Origin of the sequence: Stakelama pacifica (genome assembly GCF_004361835.1) — a bacterium.
Lineage (GTDB): Bacteria > Pseudomonadota > Alphaproteobacteria > Sphingomonadales > Sphingomonadaceae > Sphingomonas > Sphingomonas pacifica.
This window is the reverse complement of the sequence record NZ_SNWD01000001.1, coordinates 197,088-220,300: the sequence shown is the minus strand read 5'-3', so window position 1 is coordinate 220,300 and position 23,213 is coordinate 197,088. Positions and strand designations below refer to the sequence as shown.

Here is a 23,213-nt window from a genome sequence, read left to right as displayed (position 1 = left end):
TTAATCATTCCGCGGCCTCCATCATCGGTTCAGCACCACCACGCTTTTCGGTGATACGGCGCTCCAGTTCGGGGCGGAAATGGCGGATAAGGCCCTGAATAGGCCATGCGGCGGCATCACCCAGCGCGCAGATGGTGTGGCCCTCGACCTGCTTCGTCACTTCGAACAGCGTGTCGATTTCCGAAATATCGGCATCGCCGGTGCGAAGCCGTTCCATCACGCGCCACATCCAGCCCGTACCCTCACGGCACGGCGTGCACTGGCCGCAGCTTTCATGCTTGTAGAAATAGCTGATCCGGCTGATCGCCTGAACAATGTCGGTGGACTTGTCCATGACGATGACAGCCGCGGTACCAAGACCCGATTTCAGGTCCTTCAGCCCGTCAAAATCCATCGGCGCGTCCATGATTTCGGCAGCCGGAACCAGCGGCACCGACGATCCGCCGGGAATGACGGCGAGCAGATTGTCCCAACCGCCCTTGATCCCACCGCAATGCGTTTCGATCAGCTCGCGGAAGGTGACCCCCATCGCTTCTTCGACGACGCAGGGGCGTTCGACATGGCCCGAAATCTGGAAAAGCTTGGTGCCCTTGTTATTCTCGCGCCCGAAGGACGAGAACCACTCCGACCCGCGCCGCAGGATCGTCGGCACCACCGCGATCGATTCGACATTGTTCACCGTGGTCGGGCAGCCATAGAGACCCGCCCCGGCCGGGAAAGGCGGCTTCAGGCGCGGCTGCCCCTTCTTGCCCTCAAGGCTTTCGAGCATCGCGGTTTCTTCGCCGCAGATATACGCGCCCGCACCGCGATGGCAGAAGACATCGAAATCATAGCCCGACCCGCAGGCATTCTTGCCCAGAAAACCCTTGGCGTATGCTTCGGCGATCGCCGCGAACAGCGTTTCGGCCTCGCGAATATACTCGCCGCGAATATAGATATAGGCCGCCCGCGCACGCATCGCGAAGCCGGCGATCAGCGCGCCTTCGATCAGCTTGTGCGGATCGTGGCGGATGATCTCGCGGTCCTTGCACGAACCCGGTTCCGATTCGTCAGCATTGATGACGAGGAAGTTCGGACGATCCGGCTTCGGCTCCTTGGGCATGAAGCCCCATTTCACCCCGGTGGGAAAGCCAGCGCCGCCGCGCCCGCGAAGGCCCGACGCCTTGACCCGGTCGATAATCTCATCCTGCCCGATGTCGAGCAGCGTCTTCGTCGCATCCCAGTCGCCGCGCTTCATCGCGGCATCGATACCCCATGACTGAAAGCCATAGAGATTGGTGAAAATGCGGTCCTTGTCGGCGAGCATCTTAACGCCCCTTCCCGATCAGCTTTTCAGCGAAGAAATATACGGCCACCGCAGCCGCGAGCCCGATCGCGACGACGATCAGGCCAAGCGCGACCTTAAGCACCAGCACGAGGAGCGCGATGGCGACGATGCCGACCAATATGGCGATCAGCAGGTTCAAACCGCCTTCTCCCACTCATCGCGATAATCGTGATTTTCATCCACCATCGCGGTCAGCGTAGTCGGTCCGCCCACCGGCTCGCTCGTTTTGCGACCCGGCTCCTGCGTGCCCGTCTTGGGCTGCTTGCCCTCGGCCAGCGCGTCGAGCACCGCGACCGTGCGGTCATAGGTCAGATCTTCGTAATTATCGTCGTTGATCTGAACCATCGGTGCCGTCGCGCAATTGCCCATGCATTCGACTTCGGTCAGCGTCCACAGACCGTCCTCGGTCGTATGGCCTTTCTTCATGCCCTTCGACTTACACGCGCGGAACACTTCGTCCGACCCGCGCAGCCAGCACGGCGTCGTGCCGCACACCTGCACATGATAGCGGCCGACCGGCTGCAGATTGAACATGGTGTAGAAGGTCGCGACCTCGAGCACGCGGACATAGGGCAGCCCCAGTTCGCGCGCGACAAATTCGATCACCGGCACCGGCAGCCAGCCTTGCGTCTGCGTCTCCGCCCCTACCTGCCGCTGAGCAAGGTCGAGAAACGGGATCGTGCACGATTGCTGACGCCCCTCGGGATAGCGCCCCAGCACTTCCTTCGCCTTGGCGGCATTGTCCGGCGTCCACGCGAAAGCGCCCCAGCGCTCGCGGATTTCCGGCGTATCTGGAATAGTCTTCGCAGCCATTAGCGGTCACACTCCCCGAACACGATGTCCATCGCGCCCAGAATGGCGGTCGTATCGGCCAGCATATGGCCCTTGGACATGAAATCCATCGCCTGCAGATGCGAAAACGCCGTGGGGCGGATCTTGCAGCGATAGGGTTTGTTCGATCCGTCGCTCACCATGTAGATGCCGAATTCGCCCTTGGGGCTTTCGGTCGCCACATATACCTCACCGGCGGGCACGTGATAGCCCTCGGTATACAGCTTGAAGTGGTGGATCAGCGCTTCCATCGAATGCTTCATTTCGCCGCGCTTGGGCGGCCCGACCTTGCGATCGGTCGTCATGATCGGGCCTTCGGGCATCTCGGCCAGACACTGTTTCATGATGCGCGCCGACTGATAGACTTCCTCGACCCGGACCATGAAGCGATCGTAGCAATCGCCGCGCGTGCCGACCGGAATGTCGAATTCCATCCGGTCATAGACGTCATAAGGCTGGCTCTTGCGGATATCCCAAGGAATGCCCGCACCGCGGATCATCGGCCCCGAAAAGCCCCACGCAAGCGCATCCTCGCGGCTCACGACCGCGATATCGACATTGCGCTGTTTGAAGATCCGGTTCTCGGCGACCAGACTGACCGCATCGCCGAACAGCTTCGGCAGGCGCGTATCGAGCCAGTCGGCAATATCGGTGAGCAGCTTGAGCGGCGCATCCTGATGCACCCCGCCGACGCGGAAATAGTTCGAATGCATCCGCGCACCCGACACCCGCTCGAAGAAGTTGAGGCAATCCTCGCGCAGCTCGAACATCCACAGGTTCGGCGTCATTGCGCCGACATCCATGACATGGCTGCCGAGGTTGAGCATATGGTTCGAAATACGCGTCAGCTCAGCGAAGAATACGCGCAGATATTGCGCGCGCAGCGGCACTTCGAGGTCGAGCAGCTTTTCGACCGCCAGCACATAGCTATGCTCCATGCACAGCGGCGAGCAATAATCGAGGCGGTCCATATAGGGCAGCGCCTGCGAATAGGTCTTATACTCGATCAGCTTTTCGGTGCCGCGATGGAGCAGGCCGACATGCGGGTCGATCCGCTCGATAATCTCGCCGTCGAGCTCCATGACAAGGCGAAGCACGCCATGCGCCGCCGGATGCTGCGGACCGAAATTGATCGTGTAATTCTGGATTTCGACATCGCCGGAAACCTGTCCCGGCTCATGCTGCTCCAGAAGCTCTTCTACATATTCCGCCATATTCAGCTTTCCCACCCGCTCATAGCGAACGGATTCGGTTCACGGTGCTTAGCCATCACTGATTCTGCCCCCCATCCTTGGGCGGCACGACATCGGGATCGGCGGGCTTGTCCTGCGGCTGATTGCCGGGATGCGGCTGACCGACACCCGTCTTGGTCGTATCGTCGCTGGTCTTGGGCTCCTCTGCCTGAGGCGGAGTCTTCTCCTCCGTCCCCTTGGCGATTTCCGCGGCTTTCAGCGGCGTCGGCGCGCCCTTTGCCTCGGGCTGCGGCGCGGGCGTCGCATCGGGTGCCTTTTCATCGCCGGGCAGCACATATTTCGCGCCTTCCCAAGGACTCATGAAATCGAAAGTGCGGAAATCCTGAGCCAGTTCGACCGGCTCATACACCACGCGCTTCGCCTCTTCCGAATACCGCAGCTCGACAAAGCCGGTAAGCGGGAAGTCCTTACGCTGCGGATGGCCGCGAAAGCCGTAATCGGTGAGGATACGGCGAAGGTCGCGATTGCCCGAAAACAGCACGCCGTACATGTCGTACACTTCGCGCTCCAGCCAGCCCGCGACCGGCCAGATGCCGGTCACCGACGGCACCGGCTTCACTTCGTCGGTCATCACCTTGACGCGCAGCCGGTGGTTCTTCGTCACCGAAAGCAGGTGATAGACCACCTCGAACCGCTCTTCGCGATCGGGATAATCGACGCCCGCCACTTCCATCAGCTGCTGATATTGCAGCGCCGGATCGTCGCGCAGCGCAGTCATCGCCGCGACCAGCGAATCGCGGTTCACGGTCAGCGAAACCTCACCCACCCGATCGACCGCCTCGACCAGCATATCGCCGAGCGCAGCCTTTGCCGAATCGATCACGCCGTCATTGGGCGCATATTTCGGTGCAGATGCTCTCATCGTTCCAGCGTCCCCGACCGGCGGATCTTCCGCTGCAGCTGCATCACGCCATAGAGCAGCGCCTCTGCCGTCGGCGGGCAGCCGGGGACATAGATATCCACGGGCACGATACGGTCACAGCCGCGAACCACCGAATAGCTGTAATGATAATAGCCGCCGCCATTGGCGCAGCTGCCCATCGAAATCACATATTTCGGGTCCGACATCTGATCATAGACGCGGCGAAGCGCGGGCGCCATCTTGTTGCACAGCGTGCCCGCGACGATCATCACGTCCGACTGGCGCGGCGAAGCGCGCGGCGCGGCGCCGAACCGCTCCATGTCATAACGCGGCATGTTCACATGGATCATCTCGACCGCGCAGCAGGCAAGACCGAAGGTCATCCACCACAGCGAACCGGTGCGCGCCCATTGGAACAGCTCCTCGGTCGAAGTGACGAGGAATCCCTTATCGGTCAGCTCACCGTTCAGATTGTCGAAGAAACGCTGGTCGGGCGCGGTGCCGGCGGCCGGCGACGGGCTAAGCTCTACTCCCATTCCAGGGCTCCCACTTTCCAGGCATAAGCAAGGCCGAGCGCAAGCTCAGCGATGAAGACCATCATCGAAATCCATGCGGTCCAGCCAAGCTCGAAAACGCTGACTGCCCATGGATACAGGAATGCAGCCTCCAGATCGAAGACGATGAAGAGAATCGCGACGAGATAGAAGCGCACGTCGAACTGGTTGCGCGGATCTTCGAACGCGGGAAAGCCGCATTCATATTCCGCCAGCTTGTCGGGATACGGATTGTGCGCGCCGGTCAGCCGACCGACCAGCATCGGCAGACCGACAAAGGCAGCCGAAAGCCCCAGCGCCACGGCCAGGAACAGCAGAATGGGCAGATATTGCGACAGGTCGACCAAAGTCCATCTCGCGTTTGCGGAAAAATATGGCGCGCTTCTAGGACGGAGGCCCCGTATGAGCAAGGCCCTCGCCCCAATATGTTGCGTAAAATCCTCGCTCGCGATGCTCCTTCACCACGCGACTCGCCTTGTCGCTTGGCGAAGCGGGCGTCGGCACGGTATGCGGCGCGGGAGTGAAAGGATGAATGGCGATATGCGTACCCTTATGGCGGCAGCGACGATCCTTGGCAGCGCCTTCTGGCTCGCCCCGGCCTCGGGTGCACAACCCGTGCTGCCGGCGCAGGGCCAGAATGCCAATGTGACCGCCGATCCGCAGGTGCTGGCCGCGCTTGTCCGTTCGGAGGGCTATAAGGTCACGATCGACCATACCGATGACGGCGATCCGTTTCTTCAGACCGACGTCGACGGCACGCCCTTCACGATCTTCCTCAACAATTGCATCGCGGGAAAATCGTGCCGCACGGTGCAATTCTATGCCGGTTTCTCGGTTTCCACGCCGCGCAGGCTCGACCTGATCAATCGCTGGAATCAGCAGAAGCGCTTCGCCAAAGCCTATATCGACGATCAGAACGATCCCCGACTCGAAATGGACCTCAATCTGGCGGGAGGCGGAGTCGCGCGCGGCAATTTCCTCGAAAATTTCCGCGTCTGGATTCGCCTGCTCACCGCGTTCAAAAAGCATATCGGCTGGAACGACGCCGAATAATATCGGCGCGCGCGAAACTGAGCAGCGGCACCATCGTCCTTGCGAGCCCCGAAAGGGCGCGGCAATCCGGAGTCGCGAACGGATAGGTCGTTGCCGCGCTCCGACGATGACGACCGGGTCAGCCAGCCACGCCGTCCGCAAGAGCAAAAAAGAAAGGCGCCACCTCATGGCAGCGCCTTTCCTCTAGAACCGTCGTTTCGACAGCGCGTCACTGGTTGCGAAGCGCGCCTGCCAAGAGCTTGTGCAATCGCGAATGCAGCACATCATTGGCGGCGAGCAGCTGTTTGCGCTCGATCGCCATATCGGTGCCGCGATAGTCGGTGACGAAGCCGCCCGCCTCCTTGACCAGCAATATGCCCGCCGCGCAGTCCCAGGGCTGAAGCCCCGATTCCCAAAAGCCGTCAAACCGTCCGGCAGCGACCCAGGCCAGGTCGAGCGCAGCCGAACCTAAGCGGCGGATACCCGCGATCTCCGGCGCGACGGCACCGAAAATCCGGTTCCATTCGACGAAATTGCCATGGCCCAGGAACGGAATGCCGGTGGCGATCACCGATTCGGACAGATCGCGCCGCGACGACACGCGCAGCCGCTGATCCTGCAACCATGCGCCCCTGCCCTTTTCGGCCCAGAAGCTTTCGTCGGTCAGCGGCTGATAGACCAGACCGGTGGTGATTTCCGGTTTGCCCTGCGCCCCGTGCGGGTCCTCCACCGCGATCGAGATGGAGAAATGCGGAATGCCGTGCAGGAAGTTCGTCGTCCCGTCGAGCGGATCGACGATGAAGCGCGGCTTGTCCGGATCGCCTTCGATCTCACCCGATTCCTCGACCAGCATCCGCCAGTCGGGGCGTGCCTTGCGCAGCTCCTCGATGATCGTTTCCTCGGCGCGTTTATCGGCCATGGAAACGAAATCGGCGGGCCCTTTCCGGCTCACCTGAAGCTGCGATACTTCGTTGAAGTCACGGCGAAGCCGGGGCGCCGCCTTGCGCGCCGCCCGTTCCATCACCGTCAAAAGTCCCGAATGCGAAGCCATTCAGCGTCCTTTGCTCTTACCGGCGGGCACCGCCTTTTCGGGCGGCACGCCGCACACGCGCGCCACCACGGTCAGGCGGATCGTCGCATCGTTCGCGTCCAGTTTCTTATTCGCCGCGAACACCTTGGTCACGTCCTGCGAAATCGCGGAAAGCGAATTTTCGTAGATACAGCCGAAGATCGCCGACTTCACATTGGCGGGCACCTTGTCCGACTGAAGCCCGCTGACGATCACGCCCAGGGTTTTCTGCGCCGCGTCGATCTCGGCCTTGCTCGGCGCCTTGTCTTGGGGGGCGGCGGCGGCCGGGGCAGCGATCATCGCAGCGGCAGCGGCGAAAAGAATCGGAAAACGCAAAATATTACTCCGCTCGTTTGACATAAGCCTGTTCATAGACATCGACGATCACGCGCGTTCCCGCGGTGATGTGCGGCGGCACCATGATGCGCACGCCATTGTCCAGAATTGCAGGCTTGTAGGAGGAAGAGGCGGTCTGCCCCTTCACCACGGCGTCGGCCTCGACGACCTCGGCCTCGATCTGATCGGGGAGCTGCACCGAAATCGGCTTTTCCTCGTGCAGTTCCATCACCACGTCCATGCCGTCCTGCAGGAACGCAGCGGCATCGCCCAGAATGTCGCTGGGCAGCGTGATCTGTTCGAACGTGTCCTTGTCCATGAAGGTCAGCATTTCGCCGTCCTGAAACAGGAACTGGAAATCCTTGGTGTCGAGCCGCACGCGCTCGACCGTCTCTGCGGAACGGAAACGCACGTTCGTCTTACGCCCGTCGATCAGATTCTTCATCTCGACCTGCATATAGGCACCGCCCTTGCCGGGCTGGGTGTGCTGGATCTTCACCGCACGCCAGATGCCTTTATCATATTCGATAATATTGCCGGGACGAATATCCACGCCGCTGATCTTCATGGCGATCCACCAACCTTTTTGGATGTGAGAAATAGCTGTGGGGCGCGGCTTTAACCGCCATGCGCGTTTTGAGCAAGCAGCGGATAGGGATCGACCGGCACTCCCTGCCACCATCCGTCCCCCGGCGCGAGCCGCGAGACCCCGAAATGCAGGTGATGCACCCCCGGCGCGGCATTGCCGGTATCGCCGACATAGCCGATGACATCGCCTGCTTTGACGTGCATCCCTTCTTTCAGATCGGGGGCATAGCCGCCCAGATGCGCGTAATAGAACATCCATCCTCCGCCCGCCGAGCGCTGATAGACGGTGATTCCGCCGCCGCCCTTGCTGAAATAGAGTTTCTCGATGGTTCCGGGCGCGGCGGCGAGCACCTTCGTCCCGCTCGGCGCCATGATGTCGGTGCCCTCATGCGTGCGGCCATTCTCGCCGCGCGGATCGCCATAGCTGTCGGTAATCTGATCGATCCCGACCCCCGCCACCGGAATGGAAAGCATCGGCTCACCCGCAGGAGAGATGCGCGGAATCGACGGCGCAGGCGCGGGCATCGCCGGTTCCTCCGCCATCGCCTGCGCCGCGCGCTCGCGATGTTTCAGCCGGACGAGCGGCCTCGCGCCCGCATCTGGCGCAGGCTCAGCCGCCGCCGCGCGCTTATCCGGCCCGATCCGCACCGTCGCCGCGAACAGCGCCACCGCGCCCAGCAACAGCACCAGCATCACCCAGCCAAAGCCCGACAGCAGCGCGGGCGCGCCTGCACGCGCCCCGGTCTTCTCGCCCTCAGAAATCGCGCAATTCCTTTCGCCATTGCTGCGGATCGATTCTCAACGAAGCGTGCGCGCGCTTGTTTCCCCGCCCCGCCCCGCAACGCGAACGGCTTGACGGCGCAGCGCCCGCCATGGACAGTCCGTCCCAACGGGAGAGACGCTCTGTTCGCCATCCGACCTCATCGCCCGCGCATGGTCGCTTATATCGCGGTCCTCGTGCTCGCGCTCGGCGCGATTCAGCTCGGGGCCAGCCTGTCCTTCTATCAGGCGATCGACCGGCAAACCGCGCGTGAGGATCATGCCCGCCGCATTGCCGAGCTGCTCGTCGTCAGCGACCGGCTGCACGCCATCGCTCCGGACCGCACCTCGGGTGCGATGACCACGCGCTTCCTCTCCGCCTCGGTCACCCCGGCCCCCGCCATCCCTTCCGGCCCCGCTTCGTCCGAAAGCGCCGCCATCGCGCACACGATCACCGCATGGGAGCCGAGCCTTGGCGGTCGCTCCTTACGCGTCGCGCGGCAGGCGGGAAGCGGCGGCAGCGACGATCTCGTCGGGTCGATCCGGCTTGCCGACGGCAACTGGCTCAATTTCCGATCGATCGGCATCGGGTCGATGTGGCCTGTCGCGTGGCGCGCGATCGTGATGACCTTGCTGATGACGGCAAGCCTGCTCGCGCTCGGCCTTGTCTCGCTCCATTTCCTCAACCGCCCTTTGCGCCGCCTCACCCGCGCCGCCGATCAGATCGGCCATGGGCGCGAGGTCGCGATTCCCGAATTCGGCCCGCGCGACCTGCGCGACCTTGCCCATGCGATGAACCATATGCAGGCGCGCATCGCGCGGCTCATCAAGGATCAGGCGACGTCGTTCGAAGCGATCAGCCATGATCTGCGCACGCCGCTCGCGCGGCAGAAAATGGCAGCCGACCTGATCGACGATGAAGACGTGAAGCTACTGATGCACGCCAATGTCGATGAAATGGAAGCGCTGCTCGCCTCGCTCCAGCAATTCCTGCGCGCCCAGCATATGCCCGCCGACCCCGGTAGCATCGATCTGACCGAATTTATCCGCGATGTGATCGCCCCGCTGGCGCACCACATCGATTTGCGTCCCGACGATAGCGGCGCAATCACCACCTATCCCGAGCCGCTCGCCATCGCGCTCTTCGCGCTGATCGAAAATGCGATGCTTTATGGCGAGCGCGTCACGATCCATATCGAACGTGACGAAGCGCAGCGCCCCGTCATCGTGATCGAGGATGACGGCCCCGGCATCCCGCCGGAGCATTATGAGGCGATTCTCGACCCGTTCTTCCGCCTCGACGAAGCGCGCAGCCGCGACACATCGGGCTTCGGCCTCGGCATCCCGACCGCGCACCGGCTGATGACTCGCTTCGACGGCGGACTCGCTTTCGGCGCATCGTCGCTCGGCGGCCTCGCCGTCCGCCTCACCATACCCACGCCGCCAAAGCCGTAACGCTTATTCGCCCCGCAGCACCCGCGTAAAGGCGCGCACCGCCGCTGCCTCATCACCGTTCCACACCGCGCCGCTGACCGCGAGGAAATCGGCCCCCGCCTCGACCAGCGGGCGCGCATTGTCGGGCGTGATCCCGCCGATCGCGACACAGGGAAGCTCGAACACCTGCGACCACCAGGTCAGGATCGCCGGGTCGGGATGATGCTTCACCACCTTGGTCGTGGTGGGATAAAAACTGCCGAACGCGACATAGTCCGCCCCCGCCTCGCCCGCTTCCATCGCCAGATGGCGGCTGTCATGACAGGTGACGCCGATCTGGACGGTGGGGCCAAGGATCGCCCGCGCGTCGGCAGGATCACCGTCGCTCTGCCCCAGATGCACCCCGTCCGCGCCCAGCCTTTTGGCAAGGCTGACATCGTCATTGACGATAAAGGCGACATCGCGATCCGCGCACAGCGCCTGAAGCGGTTCGGCAAGCCGCGCCGCGCTATGCTGGTCCATATCCTTCACCCGAAACTGGAACGCCGCCACCGGCCCGGCATCGAATGCGCGCGCCAGACGGTCGATAAAGCCGTCCGCCATTGCGGGCGGAGAAATAAGATACAGCTCACACGAGCCGGAGCCGCCCTGCGGCTGAAACCCCTCGGCGAAATAGCGTTCGGGCGAAGCGTGGATATCGTCAGTCACCAGCGCTGGTTAGCGTGGGGCGCGGCATGCTTCAAGCGGGCGTGACCGAACCCGCGCCCCGGTCTTCGTCCTGCATTTGCTTTCGCTGGTACTTTCGAAGACATAGCATGCACCGCCACAACCGGGCAGGCGATCGCTCGCGCCAATCCCATCATCAGAGGCTCCATGCCGCGACTAATCCTTTTCAACAAACCCCATGGCGTGCTGTGCCAGTTTACTGATCGCGGCACCGCAGGATCACAGCGGCCAACCTTGTCGCAGTTCATAGATGTTCCCGGCATATACCCCGCGGGTCGGCTTGATCTGGATAGCGAGGGCTTGCTGCTGCTGACCGATGACGGGCGACTGCAGGCGCGGATCGCCGATCCCAAATTCAAAATGCCGAAAACCTATCTGGTGCAGGTTGAGGGCGATGTTGCCGAGAAAAGCCTCGACAGGCTGCGAACCGGCGTACGGTTGAAAGACGGCATGACGCGGCCCGCCAAAGTCGAACGCATCGACGATTTCAACCTCTGGCCGCGCGATCCGCCGGTCCGTTACCGCAAATCGGTGCCCGATTGCTGGCTCAGCCTCACGATACGCGAAGGCAAAAACCGTCAGGTGCGAAGGATGACCGCCGCGGTTGGCCATCCCACGCTCCGGCTTGTGCGCTGGTCTGTCGGCGACTGGGCGATCGACGATGTAGCGCCGGGTGAGTGGCGCGAGATTGATATACCCTGATCGCTGGCAGGCTACGCTTCATATTCGAAGGCAAGGCTGCCCTGATCAAAAAGCGTCCTGAGCAGTTCGAGCACAGGGCGCGAAGCCGCCATGCCGCGATCAAGCGTGAAGCAATCGGTCGAGCACAGCAATTCAGCAAAGGCCGCCACTTCGGCCGAACATTCGAAACTCTGCCCGTCGACGAACAGCAACACCGACCCCGCCCCCTGCCGGAAAAACGAAAACCGACTGGCCGGATTTCGGCGCATCGGCAGTTCGCTGGCGATGCCGGACTGCAGCGCTTCAATTTCAACAGGCTCTTCCGGCTGCCAGTCGATATCGGGATATTTCGGGGTGGTGCTGTAGCGACCGAACCAGCTCGCAAACGCGGCGCTATCCAGCATTTTTTCAGCGATCATGTCTTTTAGCCGGGCAATCGCGGCGCTGGTAATTTCCCCCTGATTGGCCTGAACCTTCAGGTCCGGATCGCTGTAACGATAATCATCCTGCAGATTATCCAGCATTTCGTCGCAATAATGCGCGATCAGCTCGCTGCTTGAGGGCGCACGAAAACCGATCGAATAGGTCATGCATTCGTCGCCGATTGCCACGCCATTATGGGCGATGCCTGGCGGGACGTACAAAATATCGCCCGGCTCCAGAATCCACTCCTCGCTTGCCTCGAAATCGGCGAGCAAACGCAAATCATCATGCGGCAGCAATTCGGTGCTGGAATCGCACATCGGGCCGACCTGCCACAGGCGCCGGCCTGCCCCCTGAATCAGAAACACGTCATAGTGATCGAAATGCGGACCGACGCCGCCCCCATCCTTGGCATAGCTCACCATGACGTCATCGATCCGCCAGTTGGGGATGAAGCGGAACGGCGTGATGAGAGCGGCAACGTCCGGAACATGGTGATCGACAGCCTGAACGAGCAGAGTCCAGCGCTGCTTTTCAAGGGCATCGAAACGCGATTCAGGCAAGGGCCCATGTTCGACATTCCAGGCCCGCTGCGGCTGGGCGCTTGTCTGCTCGATCAGGCGTGCCTCAATGCCGTCTTCGCAGGCAAGGCCCGCAAGTTCATCGGGGTCGAGTGGATTGCGCCAATCCACCCACGGATTCCGGATCAGTAATGGCCTGCGCTGCCAATAATCACGCAGGAAACCTTCGATGTCGAACTCTCGAAATTGCATATTTACTCGCGTGAAAAATCGCACCCGGATGGTTGTGCGACCGTACAGCTTCGGGCGGAAGTGTAGGGGTTCGCTCTATATGCTCTTTTTGTAAGAGAAAGGCAGCCATTTGAGGCTGCGGCGTTTCATATGCGGGCCGGCACGATAGCCGTGTTGCACGGAGGTAGCGAAGGCAGCCGGGCTGCTCCGGGCAAAGCGCAACAACCCGGCCCGCACCACAAAAAAATGCAGTATACTTAGGAAGGGCGAACCTCCGGGTCCGCCCCTTTCCCTCACCTCAACAGGTCGACGCGGCGTAAATCTCGTCGATCGCTTCGCCCAGCGCCTTGTCGAACTCGTCATCGCTCATCTGGGCTCGCAGGTCGGACAGCAGCGCGCGGCTGAAGCTGGCGATCATGCCCGGATTTTTGGACAATTCGGTGCACGCATCGGTGCGCGAAAATCCGCCTGACAGCGCCACGACGCGCAGCACGCGCGGATGGTCGATCAGGTCGTTGAACAGCCCCGCCTCGGCCGGAATCGACAATTTCAGCATTACCTCGACATCGCCCGGCAGGCGGTCGAGCGCTGAGAGCAGTTCGTCGCGCAGGATCGCATCAGCCTCGGCGCGGTCATCGCTCCTGATGTTCACTTCGGGCTCGATGATCGGCATCATGCCATGGCCCAGCACCTGCTGCGCCACCTCGAACTGCTGCGCGACCACCGCCGCAATGCCTTCGCGGTTCGCATGGTGGATCACCGAACGTTCCTTGGTGCCGAACACGCCCAGCCCTTTGGCGCGGGTCAGCAGCTGGTCGAGTTCGGGCATCGGCTTCATCAGCTGAACGCCGTTGGCTTCTTCTTCCAGTCCCTTGTCGATCTTGATGAAGGGGACAATGTCCTTGTCCTTCAGCGCGGTCGGGGTGGGTTTGCCGCCGACCGTCCCGTCCATCGTGCGTTCGAACAGGATCGCGCCCAGCACCTTGTCACCGGTGAAAGCGGGCGAGCTGATGATCCGGCTGCGCATATCGTGGATCAACGCGAACATCTCCGCTTCATCCGAATACGCGCTTTCGTCGATGCCGTATCCGCTCAGCGCCTTGGGCGTCGAACCGCCGCTCTGATCGAGCGCCGCGATAAAGCCGTTGCCCTCGCCGATCTTCCGTTTCATTTCGCCGTCTTGCATTGCTACCACCCCGTTCTTGCCTGTTTTGATTATGGCAAACGGTTAACCACAGCGCGAAAGACGCCGCAATGCGGCATTTTTTTCGATAACGTTCTCAATGCCCGGATTGGGGACGGCGGCACGATTGCGCGCGAGGTTGCGCCATAAGGTTGCGCCACGCGCCGAAATGGGGTGGAGAGCGCTGCATGACCGAAAACGCGCATCCTTCCGGCCTTTCGCGCCCGCTATTGCTGCTGATGTCGGCGACCTGCGGTGTGCTGGTCGCCAACATCTATTACGCACAGACGCTGATCGACACCATCGGGCCGGAGATCGGACTGTCGCCGCAAAGCGCCGGGCTGATCACCACGCTCACCCAATTGGGCTATGGCGCGGGGCTGGCGCTGTTCGTTCCGCTGGGCGATCTGTTCGAAAACCGGCGGCTTGCGCTGCTCGCGGTGGCCGGGACAATATTGGGCTGTATCGGCGTTGCACTATCGACCGGCCCGGCAACTTTCCTGCTCGCATCGCTGGTTACCGGCATTTGCGCAACCGGAGCGCAGATCGTTCTGCCGCTCGCTTCGCACCTCGCCCGCCCCGAACGGCAGGGGAGCGTGATCGGTACGATCATGAGCGGGCTGCTGTTCGGCATCATGCTCTCGCGCCCGCTGGCCAGCTTCGCCGCCGATCTTGCTGGCTGGCGTTCTATCTTCTACGCCTCGGCCTTAGCAATGTCCGCTATAGCATTGTTATTGCTTTATTTCTGTCCTCAGCGAACGCCCGAAACCCGGCTGAGCTATAGTGCGATTATCGCATCGGTTTGGCGCCAATTTCGCCAACATCGCTCGCTTCGGATGCGCGCTTTATACCAATCGGCTATGTTCGCGGTATTCAACCTGTTCTGGACCGCCGCTCCGCTGCAACTGCTTGGCCCGATGGGCTTTTCGCACCAGCAGGTGGCATGGTTCGCGCTTGCCGGAGCAGGCGGCGCGCTCGCCGCCCCGCTCGCCGGAAAACTGGCCGATCACGGGCTGATCTGGTGGACGACGCTGGGCGCAATGCTGCTGATCGTGCTGGGCTTTGTGGGGGCTGGATTTGCGGCTGCGGCGGGGAGTTTCATCGCCTTTGCGATCACCGCGATCCTGATCGATGCCGCCGTGCAACTCAATCAGATTACAGGGCAAAAAATCATCTTCGCCCTGTCGCAGGACGCTCGCTCCCGGGTCAATGCGGCCTATATGACGGCGATGTTCGTGGTCGGTGCGTCGGGCTCGGTGCTCGGCTCGGCGACCTTCGAAGCGGGCGGCTGGCGGCTCAGCGCGGCTGCCGGCGCGGCCATTGGCGCGGTGGTGCTGGCGGCGTTCCTGCTTTTCGACCGCGGTGCCAGCAGCGCGGAATAGATGCAGGCGAGGGAAGCGTTTATCGCCCCCCTCGCCCAGAACGCTCAGTCGATCAGCGCAGCGACGCCGGGCAATTCCTTGCCCTCCATCCATTCCAGAAACGCACCGCCCGCAGTCGAGACAAAGCTGAATTCATCCGCAACCCCCGCCTGATTGAGCGCGGCGACCGTATCGCCGCCGCCCGCGACCGAAGTCAGCGACCCTTCCTTGGTCAGCGCCGCCGCCGTTTTGGCCAGCGTCACCGTCGCTGCATCGAAGGGGGGGGTCTCGAACGCGCCCAGCGGCCCGTTCCACACCAAAGTGTGGCAGGTTTTGAGCACATCGGCGAGCGCCTCGGTCGCTGCCGGACCGATATCGAGGATCATCTCGTCGGCCGCGACCTCATGCACGTTGATCGTGCGCGTTTCTGGATTGGCGCGGAATTCCTTCGCCACGACAACGTCATAGGGAAGATGCACGGTGCAGCCCGACGTATCGGCGGCATCCATGATCGCTTCGGCGGTATCGGTCAGATCATGTTCGCACAGGCTCTTGCCCACATCGACCCCGCGCGCGGCGAGAAAGGTATTCGCCATGCCCCCGCCGATAATCAGATGGTCGACCTGCCCGACCAGATTTTTGAGCACGTCGAGCTTGGACGAAACCTTGGCTCCGCCGACCACCGCTGCGACCGGTCGCTTCGGATCGCCCAGCGCAGCATCGAGTGCGTCAAGCTCCGCCTGCATCGCTCGCCCGGCAAAGGCCGGGAGGCGATGCGCCAGCCCTTCGGTCGATACATGCGCACGATGCGCCGCCGAAAAGGCGTCGTTGACATAGAAATCGCCCAGCTTAGCCCATTCTTCGGCAAGCGCCGGATCGTTCTTTTCCTCGCCCGCAAAAAAGCGCGTATTTTCCAGCACCGCGATATCACCCGGCTGCATCATCGCGATCGCGTCGCCCGCACCGTCAAAATCGATAAAGCGCACCGGACGGCCCAGCACCGCCTCATAGGGCTTTGTGACTATCGCCAGCGACATTTCCGGGTTGCGCTGCCCCTTGGGCCGCCCGAAATGCGCCAGCACGACGACCTTCGCCCCGGCATCGGCAAGCTCGGTCACCGTCGCCATGGTCGCCTTCAGCCGGGTTGCGTCGGTGACTTCACCGTCGGCCATCGGCACGTTCAGGTCTTCGCGGACTAGCACCCGCTTGCCCCGCACCTCGCCGATATCGTCGAGCGTTTTGAAATTGCGCGTCATTCGATCACCTCTATCTTGTCCCCCGTGGCGATTTCGCCATCCTCGATCACACGAGCGAGCGCGCCGCCGCGCCAGTCGGGTTCGAGCGCGGCTTTCAGCCCCTCGGCGATTTCCTCCATGCGGTGGCACGGATCACATTCGCCGGTGATTTCGAGGATCAGCGAAGCGCCGATCCGCAGCTTTGCCCCCAGCCGCTGCGGAAGGTCAAAATCCTCGACCAGCAGGTTCGCCCGGCGCTCCTGCCAGCCAATGTCATGGCCGGTTTCGCGCATCGCGGCGGCCCAGTCGCCAGCCTCCATCAGCGTGATCTGACGCCGGCGTTTGCTGCCCGGCTTTGCCACCCCACGAAAATCGCCGGTCAGGCCGCCGTCCTGTGTGACGGCGACCCGATCGAGCAGCTCCATCGGCCCGCGGGGCCTCCCATGCCGGGCGATCCCTGCGAGCCGACCGGTCATGGCTTAACCGAACTTCGCCATCGCAGCAGCCGTATCGACCATGCGGTTGGAAAAGCCCCATTCATTGTCGTACCAACTCACGACGCGGACCAGCTTGCCGTCGATGACTGCGGTTTCGAGGCTGTCGACGGTCGAGCTATACGCTGTGTGGACGATATCGATCGACACCAGCGGCTCGTCGGAGAAATGCAACACGCCCTTCAGCGCGCCCTCGGCCGCGTCCTTGAGCAGCTTGTTGACTTCCTCGACGCTCGTGTCGCGCTTCGGCTGGAAGGTCAGGTCGACAAGGCTGCCGTCCGGCACCGGAACGCGAACCGCCGACCCGTCGAGCTTGCCCTTGAGCTCGGGCAGAACCTCACCGACCGCACGCGCGGCACCCGTGGTGGTCGGGATCATCGACATGCCCGCGGCACGCGCGCGGCGCAGATCGGGATGGATCTGGTCGAGGATCTTCTGATCGTTGGTGTACGCATGGATCGTGGTCATCAGGCCGCGCTCGATACCGATCGCATCGTTCAGCACCTTGGCAACCGGGGCGAGGCAGTTGGTCGTGCACGACGCATTCGACACGATCTTGTGATCGGCGGTCAGCTTGTCATGGTTGACGCCGTAAACGACGGTCAGGTCGACTTCCTTGCCCGGCGCAGAGATCAGCACCTTTTTCGCGCCTGCATCGATATGCTTCTGCGCGTCCGAACGCTTGGTGAAGAAGCCGGTGCATTCGAGCACCAGCTCGACGCCGTTCTCGGCATGGGGCAGATTGGCGGGGTCGCGCTCTGCGGTCACCTTGATCCGCTTGCCGTCGATGACGAGGTCGTTGCCGTCGGCCTTCACGTCACCCGGATATTTGCCATGGACGCTGTCGCGGCTGAACAGCCATGCATTCGACTTGGCGTCGGCGAGATCGTTGATCGTCACCAGCTCCAGCCCGCAATCGGGGCGCTCCAGAATGGCGCGCGCCACCAGGCGACCGATACGCCCGAACCCGTTGATCGCAATCTTCGTCATGCTTTTCTCCCAGCGTTCGCTAAAATTTCATTCGCCCAGCGCGGCGACAATCCGTGTTTCGATATGGTCCGGCGTAAGTTCGAAATGTTCGAACAGTCGCGCCGCCGGGCCGGATGCACCGAACCGGTCAAGCCCGAAGCGCAGCCCGTTCACCATCGTGTAGCGTTCCCAGCCCATCGTCGTTCCCGCCTCGATCGACACGCGCAGAATTTCTTCAGGCGCGACATTCGGCAGAACATCCTCGCGATAGTCCGCCGGCTGTGCATCGAAGCGCGACCAGCAGGGCATGGATACCACATCGGCACCGATGCCACGCGCTTCAAGCCGCTCGCGCACCGTAACCGCCGTTTCGACTTCCGACCCCGTGGCGATCAGGATCACCCGGCGCTTCGCTTCCGCCGCGCGCAGGCGATAGGCACCGCGCGCCGACCGGTTTTCGGCGGCTTCCTCGCGAAGCTGCGGCAGGTTTTGCCGCGACAAAGCGAGGAGCGAGGGGCCATCCTTGCGCTGTACCGCCAGCTCCCAGCATTCCGCCGTTTCGACCACATCGCAGGGCCGATAGCTGTCCAGGTTGGGAATGACGCGCAGGCTCATCATATGCTCGATCGGCTGATGCGTCGGCCCGTCCTCGCCCAGCCCGATCGAATCGTGCGTCATCACATAGGCAACACGCGCCCGCTGCAAAGCGGACAGGCGGATCGCCGGACGGGCATAGTCGGAGAACACCATGAACGTGCCGCCATAGGGAATCACGCCGCCATGCAGCGCCATGCCGTTCATCGCCGCGCCCATGCCGAATTCACGAATGCCGTAATAGACATAGCGGCCGCTATAGTCACTCTTGTCGAACGTCCCCAGCCCCTTGGTCAGGGTATTGTTCGATCCGGTAAGATCGGCCGAACCGCCGATAGTTTCGGGCAGCGCAGCGTTCACCGCTTCCAGCGCCATTTCGGATGCCTTGCGGGTCGCGACCTTTTTGGGATCGGCGATCAACCCGGCAATATAGTCCTTCAGGCTGAAATCCTGCGGGAGGTCGCCCGCCATCCGGCGTTCGAATTCGGCGCGGTCGGCATGACCGGCAAGCCGCGCCTTCCATTCGCTATGCGGTGCTGCCCCGCGCTGGCCGGCTTTCAGCCATTCGGCGCGGATAGCTTCCGGAATATCGAACGGCGGATAATCCCAGCCCAGCTCCTTACGCGCCGCAGCGACTTCTTCTGCGCCCAGCGCGGCGCCATGCGTAGCGGCCGTGCCCTGCTTGTTTGGCGCGCCCTTGCCGATGATCGTGCGGCAGCGGATCAGTGAGGGACGGTCAGACGCCATCGCTGCTTCCATCGCGCGCGCCACATCGGCCATGTCATGCCCGTCACATTCGACCGTATGCCAGCCGGTTGCGGCATAGCGGGCAACGATATCCTCGCTCGACGATTTGTCGACCGCGCCGTCGATCGTGATGCGGTTATCGTCCCACAGCACGTTCAGCCGGGCGAGCTGCAAATGCCCGGCAAGCCCGATCGCCTCATGGTTGATGCCCTCCATCAGGCACCCGTCGCCTGCAATCACCCAGGTACGATGATCGACCAGTTCATCGCCGAACTTCGCATTCAGATGGCGCTCCGCCATTGCCATGCCGACCGCCATCGCAAGCCCCTGCCCCAGCGGGCCGGTGGTGCATTCGACGCCGGGAAGCTCGAAATTTTCGGGGTGCCCGGCGCACGGGCTGCCCACCTGACGGAAATGGCGGATGTCCTCGATCGTCGGACGGGCATAGCCGGTGAGATGGAGCAGCGAATAGAGCAGCATCGACCCATGCCCCGCCGACAGAACGAAGCGGTCGCGATCGGCCCAGAAGGGATCGCTGGGATCGAATTTCAGATATTTGGTGAACAGGACGGTGGCGACATCGGCCATTCCCATCGGCATTCCGGGATGGCCGGAATTGGCGGCCTCTACCGCATCCATCGACAATGCCCGGATGGCGTTGGCGAGATCGGTGTCGGAAACGCTCATGCTGCTCTCCCTGAGCGCGTGGGCGTTCGCATGCCCTCGCGCGAATCAAATGGTGCGTCGCCTTTGGGGCGCAGGCCCGGCTTCGTCAACCGCTCCTGCGGCTTGCCGTCGGGGCCGCTCGTCCCTATTCCTGTCCAATGTCGGAACGACTGACCCATCCAGCCATCGAACGGATCGAACGCGCCGTCGCACGGATTGAGCGTGCGTCGAGCGCCCGCGCCTTTCACGGCGAGCGGCTCCATCGCCGCCACGAAGTCCTTCGCCACCGAGTCGAGGATGCGATCGCGGCAATCGATTCGCTGATCGCAGACACGGACGGGGAGCAGGATCATGGCTGAGGTCGCGCTTGAAATTGCCGGGCGCAACCATATCATCGCCTGTCGCGACGGCGAAGAACCGCATCTGCGCGCACTCGCCGAACGGCTGGGCCGCCATTCCGCTGCCGCACTGCATGCCTCGGGCGGCGGCCCGCCTGAGCGCACCATGCTGCTGCTCGCACTGATGATGGCCGATGAAGTCGTCGAGATGGAGCGCAATCCGCCGCAGGGATTATCGCCCGAACTGCTCGACCGACTCGCCGATCGTCTCGAATCCGTTGCATCGGCTCTTGAGGATGATGACGCGACATCCTAAATCATTGTGCGGCGGGAACTGCCCGGCACGAGCCCTTGCGATTATCCCTGAGGCGATAGAGACATCCAAGGGAGCTGTCCCTGTTCGGGCCCTGGCCCGATGCACACGGCGCCCACCTGACGTTACTGGCGTCAGAGGATATTCAGGCAAACGACCATGGCGGTCCCGCCACCTTCCCGCCACATGACCCTTCCCGATGCCAAGGCTGCGCTTCGCAGCGAGCTTCGGGCGCGTCGTCGCGCCTTTGTCCGGGCAGGCGATGTGCCGCCGATCGCGCTTCCCGAATTTTTGGCGGCGCATATTGCCGAAGGGACCATGGTGGCGGGCTATCTGCCGCAGCGATTCGAGGCGGACCCGCACGCGATGATGGCGCAGTGCCGATTGCTGGGTGCGCGGCTCGCCTTGCCGCACGTCACCGCCATGGGTCAGTCGATGCGTTTTCTGTGCTGGAGGCCCGATGATCCGCTCGAAACCAATGCGCTCGGCATCGCGCAGCCGCTTGCCGACGCCCCGGAAGCGACACCCGACGTCATCCTGACGCCGCTGATCGGGTTCGACGATCAGCTGAACCGGCTGGGTCAGGGCGGCGGTTTTTATGATCGCGCCTTTGCCGCGCACCGCCATGCGCTGCGAATTGGGGTGGCATGGTCAGTACAACAAATCGACGGGGTGCCGGTCGAACCATGGGATATGCCGCTTCATGCCGTAATAACCGAGCGCGAAGCGATAAGGGGGGATGGAATTTGATGGAACCGACCTGGCGCAAACCGGCGGGCATGCTCGCGATTCTCGCGCTGATCGCCGTCTGGGCGATTCTGGTCGCGACCTTCGCAGGCGAGATCGGCAGCCTTATCTGGCCGCTTCAGGCGCTGGTCTATCTGGTAACGGGGATTATCTGGATCGCGCCGCTAAAGCCGCTGCTTCGCTGGATGGAAACCGGGCGATGGCGGTGAAAGGGAAATGCGCCATTTTCCGTCAATGAAGGGGGAAAATGGCGCGAGTGACGGGACTTGAACCCGCGACCTCCGGCGTGACAGGCCGGCGCTCTAACCAACTGAGCTACACCCGCACTCTGGCGAAGAACGGCTGATACCGCGCTTCGTTGTTGCATATCCGCTTTCGCGTCCTGCGAAAAGGATATCGCTGCATCAGCGACACCCTGTCGGGTCATCCGCGCAATGCATGTCATGAAAACAGAGCATCGGATCGAACGATCCGCTCCGGTTTCGCCGAAACCATTGCCCTGCGATCAACAGGAGAAATGGCGCGAGTGACGGGACTTGAACCCGCGACCTCCGGCGTGACAGGCCGGCGCTCTAACCAACTGAGCTACACCCGCTCTCTAGCGAGGAGGCGGCTGATACTGGGGGCATAAGGGGGTGTCAACCGGAATAGTGGGATGACGAGGAAAGATTATTCTCCTCACGATGCGGATCATGGACCAGCGTGCCGTGTTCGAACAGGAAACCCGCGATATCGGGGCTTCCGGCAGCCTCCATCACCGTCTGAATGATGATGAGCAGCGGCACCGCCAGCAACGCGCCGGGCGTTCCCCATACCCATCCCCAAAAGCTCAGCGAAATCAGAATCAGGATCGGATTGATCGTCAGCCGGTGCCCGACGATCGTGGGAGTGATGACATTCGCCTCGATCAGATGCGCGCCGACCATCACTGCGGCGGGAAGCAGCGCCCACCACAGGTCGGTAAAGGTCATCAATCCCCCGACCGCGATCAGGAACGCAGCGAAGATCGGCCCCAGATAGGGGATATAGTTGAGCAGCGCGACGATACCGCCCCACATCAGCGGCGTCGGCATGCCGATCGCCCCCAGCGCGCCCGCAACGATCAGCCCCAGCGAAATATTGATGACCGTGATCGTGCCGATATAGGCGGAGGTGTCGTCGACCACATCCTGAATGACCCGCGCGGTCGCCATCGCACCGTCAAAGCTCGACCGGCTGGTGATCGCCTTGCGCCTGAGTCGGGTCCAGCCCGACAGGAAGAAGAAGATGATCAGGATCGCGAAGAACATCTCCAGCAGCGCCGAAGGCGCGGACGTCGTGAACAGGTCGAACAGCGACCGGGGCGGCTGCGCCATGCTGAGCGACGTTTCGGGCACCGGCGGCGCGCTGGCGACATTGCGGATCAGCTTGTTCACGAAATGCTGCAGATTCGAATAGAAATCGATCAGCGGCGAGATATTGCGCTGAATCTGGTCGATCCGTTCGGGCAGCATCTGCGCCCAGCCCCAGGCAGGCACAACGATCGAGGCAAGCGCGACGTTCGCCGCAATCAGGAACAGCAGCACACAGATCAGCGCGGCGGCGGGCGGCGGCAGGCGATGCCGCTCCAGCCACTCGAGTACCGGCACCAGCGCGATCGCGATCACCAGCGCAGCGGTAAGCGGCAGGAAGAATTCCGACCCCGCCTGCAATGCGAAGGGCAGCGCGATCAGCAGCCCCAGCCCGGCGATCAGCGTCAGCCCGGCGAGCAGCCGGTCGCGGCGCAACTCGTCGTCGAGCTCGCCATCGCCCGCCCCGCCCCGCGGACGAAGCAGACCGCCGCGCGGCGACTTGCGCGGCGTTTCCGAAGAAACCTCGCTGTCCCTTCCCTCACGCGGATCGGAAACCGGCTGATCGGTCAAAATGAAGCGTCCTTATACTGCAACCGCAATCGTCTAGC

Annotated in this window: 27 protein-coding genes and 2 tRNA genes; 7 read left to right on the top strand and 22 right to left on the bottom strand. The window is 62.5% G+C overall.

Going from position 1 to position 23,213, the window contains the following annotated elements:
* Nucleotides 1-4: 4 nt before the first annotated feature.
* From nuoF to ndhC, 7 genes are read right to left on the bottom strand one after another with little or no spacing between them, the layout of a single operon-like run.
* On the bottom strand, nucleotides 5-1,306 hold the full coding sequence (nuoF, locus tag EV664_RS00940) for an NADH-quinone oxidoreductase subunit NuoF (protein ID WP_133493819.1): 1,302 nt from the start codon (nucleotides 1,304-1,306) through the stop codon (nucleotides 5-7).
* A gap of 1 nt (nucleotide 1,307) precedes the next feature.
* Nucleotides 1,308-1,466, bottom strand: coding sequence for a hypothetical protein (locus EV664_RS19120; RefSeq protein WP_162848737.1), 159 nt, complete (start codon nucleotides 1,464-1,466; stop codon nucleotides 1,308-1,310).
* Nucleotides 1,463-2,140 (bottom strand): complex I 24 kDa subunit family protein, encoded by a 678-nt coding sequence (locus tag EV664_RS00935; RefSeq protein WP_133493818.1) that lies wholly within the window; start codon nucleotides 2,138-2,140, stop codon nucleotides 1,463-1,465. Before EV664_RS00935 ends, EV664_RS19120 begins: the two co-directional genes overlap by 4 nt.
* Nucleotides 2,140-3,372, bottom strand: a complete 1,233-nt coding sequence (locus EV664_RS00930; protein WP_133493817.1) for an NADH-quinone oxidoreductase subunit D — start codon at nucleotides 3,370-3,372, stop codon at nucleotides 2,140-2,142. Before EV664_RS00930 ends, EV664_RS00935 begins: the two co-directional genes overlap by 1 nt.
* 55 nt (nucleotides 3,373-3,427) lie before the next feature.
* Entirely contained in the window at nucleotides 3,428-4,273 is an 846-nt protein-coding gene (locus tag EV664_RS00925) for an NADH-quinone oxidoreductase subunit C (RefSeq protein WP_133493816.1), read from the bottom strand.
* A complete protein-coding gene (locus EV664_RS00920; protein WP_133493815.1) occupies nucleotides 4,270-4,809 on the bottom strand; it encodes a NuoB/complex I 20 kDa subunit family protein in 540 nt (179 codons plus the stop codon). The genes EV664_RS00925 and EV664_RS00920 overlap by 4 nt, the downstream gene beginning before the upstream one ends.
* Complete coding sequence (gene ndhC, locus EV664_RS00915) at nucleotides 4,800-5,174, bottom strand: NADH-quinone oxidoreductase subunit A (RefSeq protein WP_133493814.1); 375 nt, start codon at nucleotides 5,172-5,174, stop codon at nucleotides 4,800-4,802. The genes EV664_RS00920 and ndhC overlap by 10 nt, the downstream gene beginning before the upstream one ends.
* 193 nt (nucleotides 5,175-5,367) lie before the next feature.
* Between ndhC and EV664_RS00910 the strand changes: the two genes are divergently transcribed.
* On the top strand, nucleotides 5,368-5,880 hold the full coding sequence (locus tag EV664_RS00910; protein ID WP_162848743.1) for a YbjN domain-containing protein: 513 nt from the start codon (nucleotides 5,368-5,370) through the stop codon (nucleotides 5,878-5,880).
* Nucleotides 5,881-6,088: 208 nt separating this feature from the next.
* Here EV664_RS00910 and EV664_RS00905 read toward each other — a convergent pair whose 3' ends face one another.
* The 4 genes from EV664_RS00905 to EV664_RS00890 are packed head-to-tail and all read right to left on the bottom strand — an operon-like array spanning nucleotide 6,089 to nucleotide 8,545.
* A complete protein-coding gene (locus tag EV664_RS00905) occupies nucleotides 6,089-6,910 on the bottom strand; it encodes an inositol monophosphatase family protein (RefSeq protein ID WP_133493812.1) in 822 nt (273 codons plus the stop codon).
* A complete protein-coding gene (locus EV664_RS00900; RefSeq protein WP_133493811.1) occupies nucleotides 6,911-7,264 on the bottom strand; it encodes a hypothetical protein in 354 nt (117 codons plus the stop codon).
* A 4-nt stretch (nucleotides 7,265-7,268) separates the two neighbouring features.
* Complete coding sequence (efp, locus tag EV664_RS00895) at nucleotides 7,269-7,832, bottom strand: elongation factor P (RefSeq protein WP_133493810.1); 564 nt, start codon at nucleotides 7,830-7,832, stop codon at nucleotides 7,269-7,271.
* 50 nt (nucleotides 7,833-7,882) lie between these two features.
* Complete coding sequence (locus tag EV664_RS00890; RefSeq protein WP_188656343.1) at nucleotides 7,883-8,545, bottom strand: M23 family metallopeptidase; 663 nt, start codon at nucleotides 8,543-8,545, stop codon at nucleotides 7,883-7,885.
* A 240-nt stretch (nucleotides 8,546-8,785) separates the two neighbouring features.
* Here EV664_RS00890 and EV664_RS00885 point away from each other — a divergent pair, with 240 nt between their 5' ends.
* A complete protein-coding gene (locus tag EV664_RS00885; RefSeq protein ID WP_133493808.1) occupies nucleotides 8,786-10,066 on the top strand; it encodes an ATP-binding protein in 1,281 nt (426 codons plus the stop codon).
* Between the two features lie 3 nt (nucleotides 10,067-10,069).
* Here the strand turns inward: EV664_RS00885 and thiE are convergent, their stop codons facing one another.
* A complete protein-coding gene (gene thiE / locus EV664_RS00880) occupies nucleotides 10,070-10,753 on the bottom strand; it encodes a thiamine phosphate synthase (protein ID WP_229668020.1) in 684 nt (227 codons plus the stop codon).
* A gap of 165 nt (nucleotides 10,754-10,918) precedes the next feature.
* On the opposite strand from thiE, the gene EV664_RS00875 reads away from it, so the two are divergent.
* Entirely contained in the window at nucleotides 10,919-11,473 is a 555-nt protein-coding gene (locus EV664_RS00875) for a pseudouridine synthase (protein WP_133493806.1), read from the top strand.
* A gap of 11 nt (nucleotides 11,474-11,484) precedes the next feature.
* On the opposite strand, the gene EV664_RS00870 is transcribed toward EV664_RS00875, so the two are convergent.
* Together EV664_RS00870 and EV664_RS00865 are read right to left on the bottom strand one after the other, a co-directional pair.
* The gene (locus EV664_RS00870; protein WP_133493805.1) at nucleotides 11,485-12,648 is read right to left on the bottom strand and encodes a cupin domain-containing protein; all 1,164 of its coding nucleotides are present in this window, start codon (nucleotides 12,646-12,648) and stop codon (nucleotides 11,485-11,487) included.
* Between the two features lie 277 nt (nucleotides 12,649-12,925).
* A complete protein-coding gene (locus tag EV664_RS00865; RefSeq protein WP_133493804.1) occupies nucleotides 12,926-13,813 on the bottom strand; it encodes a fructose bisphosphate aldolase in 888 nt (295 codons plus the stop codon).
* Nucleotides 13,814-13,998: 185 nt separating this feature from the next.
* On the opposite strand from EV664_RS00865, the gene EV664_RS00860 reads away from it, so the two are divergent.
* A complete protein-coding gene (locus EV664_RS00860) occupies nucleotides 13,999-15,192 on the top strand; it encodes an MFS transporter (protein WP_133493803.1) in 1,194 nt (397 codons plus the stop codon).
* Nucleotides 15,193-15,236: 44 nt separating this feature from the next.
* Here EV664_RS00860 and EV664_RS00855 read toward each other — a convergent pair whose 3' ends face one another.
* Genes EV664_RS00855 through EV664_RS19375 form a run of 5 tightly spaced genes read right to left on the bottom strand, consistent with a single transcriptional unit; the run spans nucleotide 15,237 to nucleotide 20,229 of the window.
* Entirely contained in the window at nucleotides 15,237-16,427 is a 1,191-nt protein-coding gene (locus EV664_RS00855; RefSeq protein WP_133493802.1) for a phosphoglycerate kinase, read from the bottom strand.
* Entirely contained in the window at nucleotides 16,424-16,831 is a 408-nt protein-coding gene (locus EV664_RS00850; protein WP_244923118.1) for an MOSC domain-containing protein, read from the bottom strand. Before EV664_RS00850 ends, EV664_RS00855 begins: the two co-directional genes overlap by 4 nt.
* Nucleotides 16,832-16,885: 54 nt before the next feature.
* Entirely contained in the window at nucleotides 16,886-17,890 is a 1,005-nt protein-coding gene (gene gap, locus EV664_RS00845) for a type I glyceraldehyde-3-phosphate dehydrogenase (RefSeq protein ID WP_133493800.1), read from the bottom strand.
* A gap of 27 nt (nucleotides 17,891-17,917) precedes the next feature.
* Nucleotides 17,918-19,897 (bottom strand): transketolase, encoded by a 1,980-nt coding sequence (gene tkt / locus EV664_RS00840; RefSeq protein ID WP_133493799.1) that lies wholly within the window; start codon nucleotides 19,895-19,897, stop codon nucleotides 17,918-17,920.
* Nucleotides 19,894-20,229 (bottom strand): hypothetical protein, encoded by a 336-nt coding sequence (locus EV664_RS19375; protein ID WP_133493798.1) that lies wholly within the window; start codon nucleotides 20,227-20,229, stop codon nucleotides 19,894-19,896. Before EV664_RS19375 ends, tkt begins: the two co-directional genes overlap by 4 nt.
* Between EV664_RS19375 and EV664_RS00830 the strand changes: the two genes are divergently transcribed.
* The 3 genes from EV664_RS00830 (at nucleotide 20,228) to EV664_RS00820 (ending at nucleotide 21,483) form a co-directional block, all read left to right on the top strand.
* Nucleotides 20,228-20,530: a cell division protein ZapA gene (locus EV664_RS00830; RefSeq protein ID WP_133493797.1), complete on the top strand. Its 303-nt coding sequence runs from the start codon at nucleotides 20,228-20,230 to the stop codon at nucleotides 20,528-20,530. The genes EV664_RS19375 and EV664_RS00830 overlap by 2 nt on opposite strands.
* Nucleotides 20,531-20,686: 156 nt before the next feature.
* Complete coding sequence (locus EV664_RS00825; protein WP_229668019.1) at nucleotides 20,687-21,277, top strand: 5-formyltetrahydrofolate cyclo-ligase; 591 nt, start codon at nucleotides 20,687-20,689, stop codon at nucleotides 21,275-21,277.
* On the top strand, nucleotides 21,277-21,483 hold the full coding sequence (locus tag EV664_RS00820) for a DUF2842 domain-containing protein (RefSeq protein ID WP_133494195.1): 207 nt from the start codon (nucleotides 21,277-21,279) through the stop codon (nucleotides 21,481-21,483). The genes EV664_RS00825 and EV664_RS00820 overlap by 1 nt, the downstream gene beginning before the upstream one ends.
* Before the next feature lie 39 nt (nucleotides 21,484-21,522).
* Here the strand turns inward: EV664_RS00820 and EV664_RS00815 are convergent.
* The 3 genes from EV664_RS00815 to EV664_RS00805 all read right to left on the bottom strand — a co-directional run bounded on the left by EV664_RS00815 (nucleotide 21,523) and on the right by EV664_RS00805 (nucleotide 23,088).
* Nucleotides 21,523-21,599: transfer RNA gene (locus tag EV664_RS00815), tRNA-Asp, on the bottom strand.
* Between the two features lie 193 nt (nucleotides 21,600-21,792).
* Nucleotides 21,793-21,869: transfer RNA gene (locus EV664_RS00810), tRNA-Asp, on the bottom strand.
* Nucleotides 21,870-21,912: 43 nt separating this feature from the next.
* The gene (locus EV664_RS00805) at nucleotides 21,913-23,088 is read right to left on the bottom strand and encodes an AI-2E family transporter (protein WP_133494194.1); all 1,176 of its coding nucleotides are present in this window, start codon (nucleotides 23,086-23,088) and stop codon (nucleotides 21,913-21,915) included.
* Between the last annotated feature and the right edge of the window lie 125 nt (nucleotides 23,089-23,213).

What these genes read in the sequence shown, in the direction of transcription:
- EV664_RS00875 (WP_133493806.1), top strand. Translation starts at nt 10,919, where the DNA reads ATGCCGCGACTAATCCTTTTCAACAAACCCCATGGCGTGCTGTGCCAG.
- efp (WP_133493810.1), bottom strand. Translation starts at nt 7,832, where the DNA reads ATGAAGATCAGCGGCGTGGATATTCGTCCCGGCAATATTATCGAATAT.
- tkt (WP_133493799.1), bottom strand. Translation starts at nt 19,897, where the DNA reads ATGAGCGTTTCCGACACCGATCTCGCCAACGCCATCCGGGCATTGTCG.
- gap (WP_133493800.1), bottom strand. Translation starts at nt 17,890, where the DNA reads ATGACGAAGATTGCGATCAACGGGTTCGGGCGTATCGGTCGCCTGGTG.
- EV664_RS00825 (WP_229668019.1), top strand. Translation starts at nt 20,687, where the DNA reads ATGGCGGTCCCGCCACCTTCCCGCCACATGACCCTTCCCGATGCCAAG.
- EV664_RS00910 (WP_162848743.1), top strand. Translation starts at nt 5,368, where the DNA reads ATGCGTACCCTTATGGCGGCAGCGACGATCCTTGGCAGCGCCTTCTGG.
- EV664_RS00925 (WP_133493816.1), bottom strand. Translation starts at nt 4,273, where the DNA reads ATGAGAGCATCTGCACCGAAATATGCGCCCAATGACGGCGTGATCGAT.
- nuoF (WP_133493819.1), bottom strand. Translation starts at nt 1,306, where the DNA reads ATGCTCGCCGACAAGGACCGCATTTTCACCAATCTCTATGGCTTTCAG.
- EV664_RS00865 (WP_133493804.1), bottom strand. Translation starts at nt 13,813, where the DNA reads ATGCAAGACGGCGAAATGAAACGGAAGATCGGCGAGGGCAACGGCTTT.
- EV664_RS00935 (WP_133493818.1), bottom strand. Translation starts at nt 2,140, where the DNA reads ATGGCTGCGAAGACTATTCCAGATACGCCGGAAATCCGCGAGCGCTGG.
- EV664_RS00870 (WP_133493805.1), bottom strand. Translation starts at nt 12,648, where the DNA reads ATGCAATTTCGAGAGTTCGACATCGAAGGTTTCCTGCGTGATTATTGG.
- EV664_RS00830 (WP_133493797.1), top strand. Translation starts at nt 20,228, where the DNA reads ATGGCTGAGGTCGCGCTTGAAATTGCCGGGCGCAACCATATCATCGCC.
- EV664_RS00905 (WP_133493812.1), bottom strand. Translation starts at nt 6,910, where the DNA reads ATGGCTTCGCATTCGGGACTTTTGACGGTGATGGAACGGGCGGCGCGC.
- EV664_RS00850 (WP_244923118.1), bottom strand. Translation starts at nt 16,831, where the DNA reads ATGGAGCTGCTCGATCGGGTCGCCGTCACACAGGACGGCGGCCTGACC.
- EV664_RS19375 (WP_133493798.1), bottom strand. Translation starts at nt 20,229, where the DNA reads ATGATCCTGCTCCCCGTCCGTGTCTGCGATCAGCGAATCGATTGCCGC.
- EV664_RS00860 (WP_133493803.1), top strand. Translation starts at nt 13,999, where the DNA reads ATGACCGAAAACGCGCATCCTTCCGGCCTTTCGCGCCCGCTATTGCTG.
- EV664_RS00920 (WP_133493815.1), bottom strand. Translation starts at nt 4,809, where the DNA reads ATGGGAGTAGAGCTTAGCCCGTCGCCGGCCGCCGGCACCGCGCCCGAC.
- EV664_RS00820 (WP_133494195.1), top strand. Translation starts at nt 21,277, where the DNA reads ATGGAACCGACCTGGCGCAAACCGGCGGGCATGCTCGCGATTCTCGCG.
- EV664_RS00885 (WP_133493808.1), top strand. Translation starts at nt 8,786, where the DNA reads ATGGTCGCTTATATCGCGGTCCTCGTGCTCGCGCTCGGCGCGATTCAG.
- EV664_RS00930 (WP_133493817.1), bottom strand. Translation starts at nt 3,372, where the DNA reads ATGGCGGAATATGTAGAAGAGCTTCTGGAGCAGCATGAGCCGGGACAG.
- EV664_RS00890 (WP_188656343.1), bottom strand. Translation starts at nt 8,545, where the DNA reads ATGCTGGTGCTGTTGCTGGGCGCGGTGGCGCTGTTCGCGGCGACGGTG.
- EV664_RS00855 (WP_133493802.1), bottom strand. Translation starts at nt 16,427, where the DNA reads ATGACGCGCAATTTCAAAACGCTCGACGATATCGGCGAGGTGCGGGGC.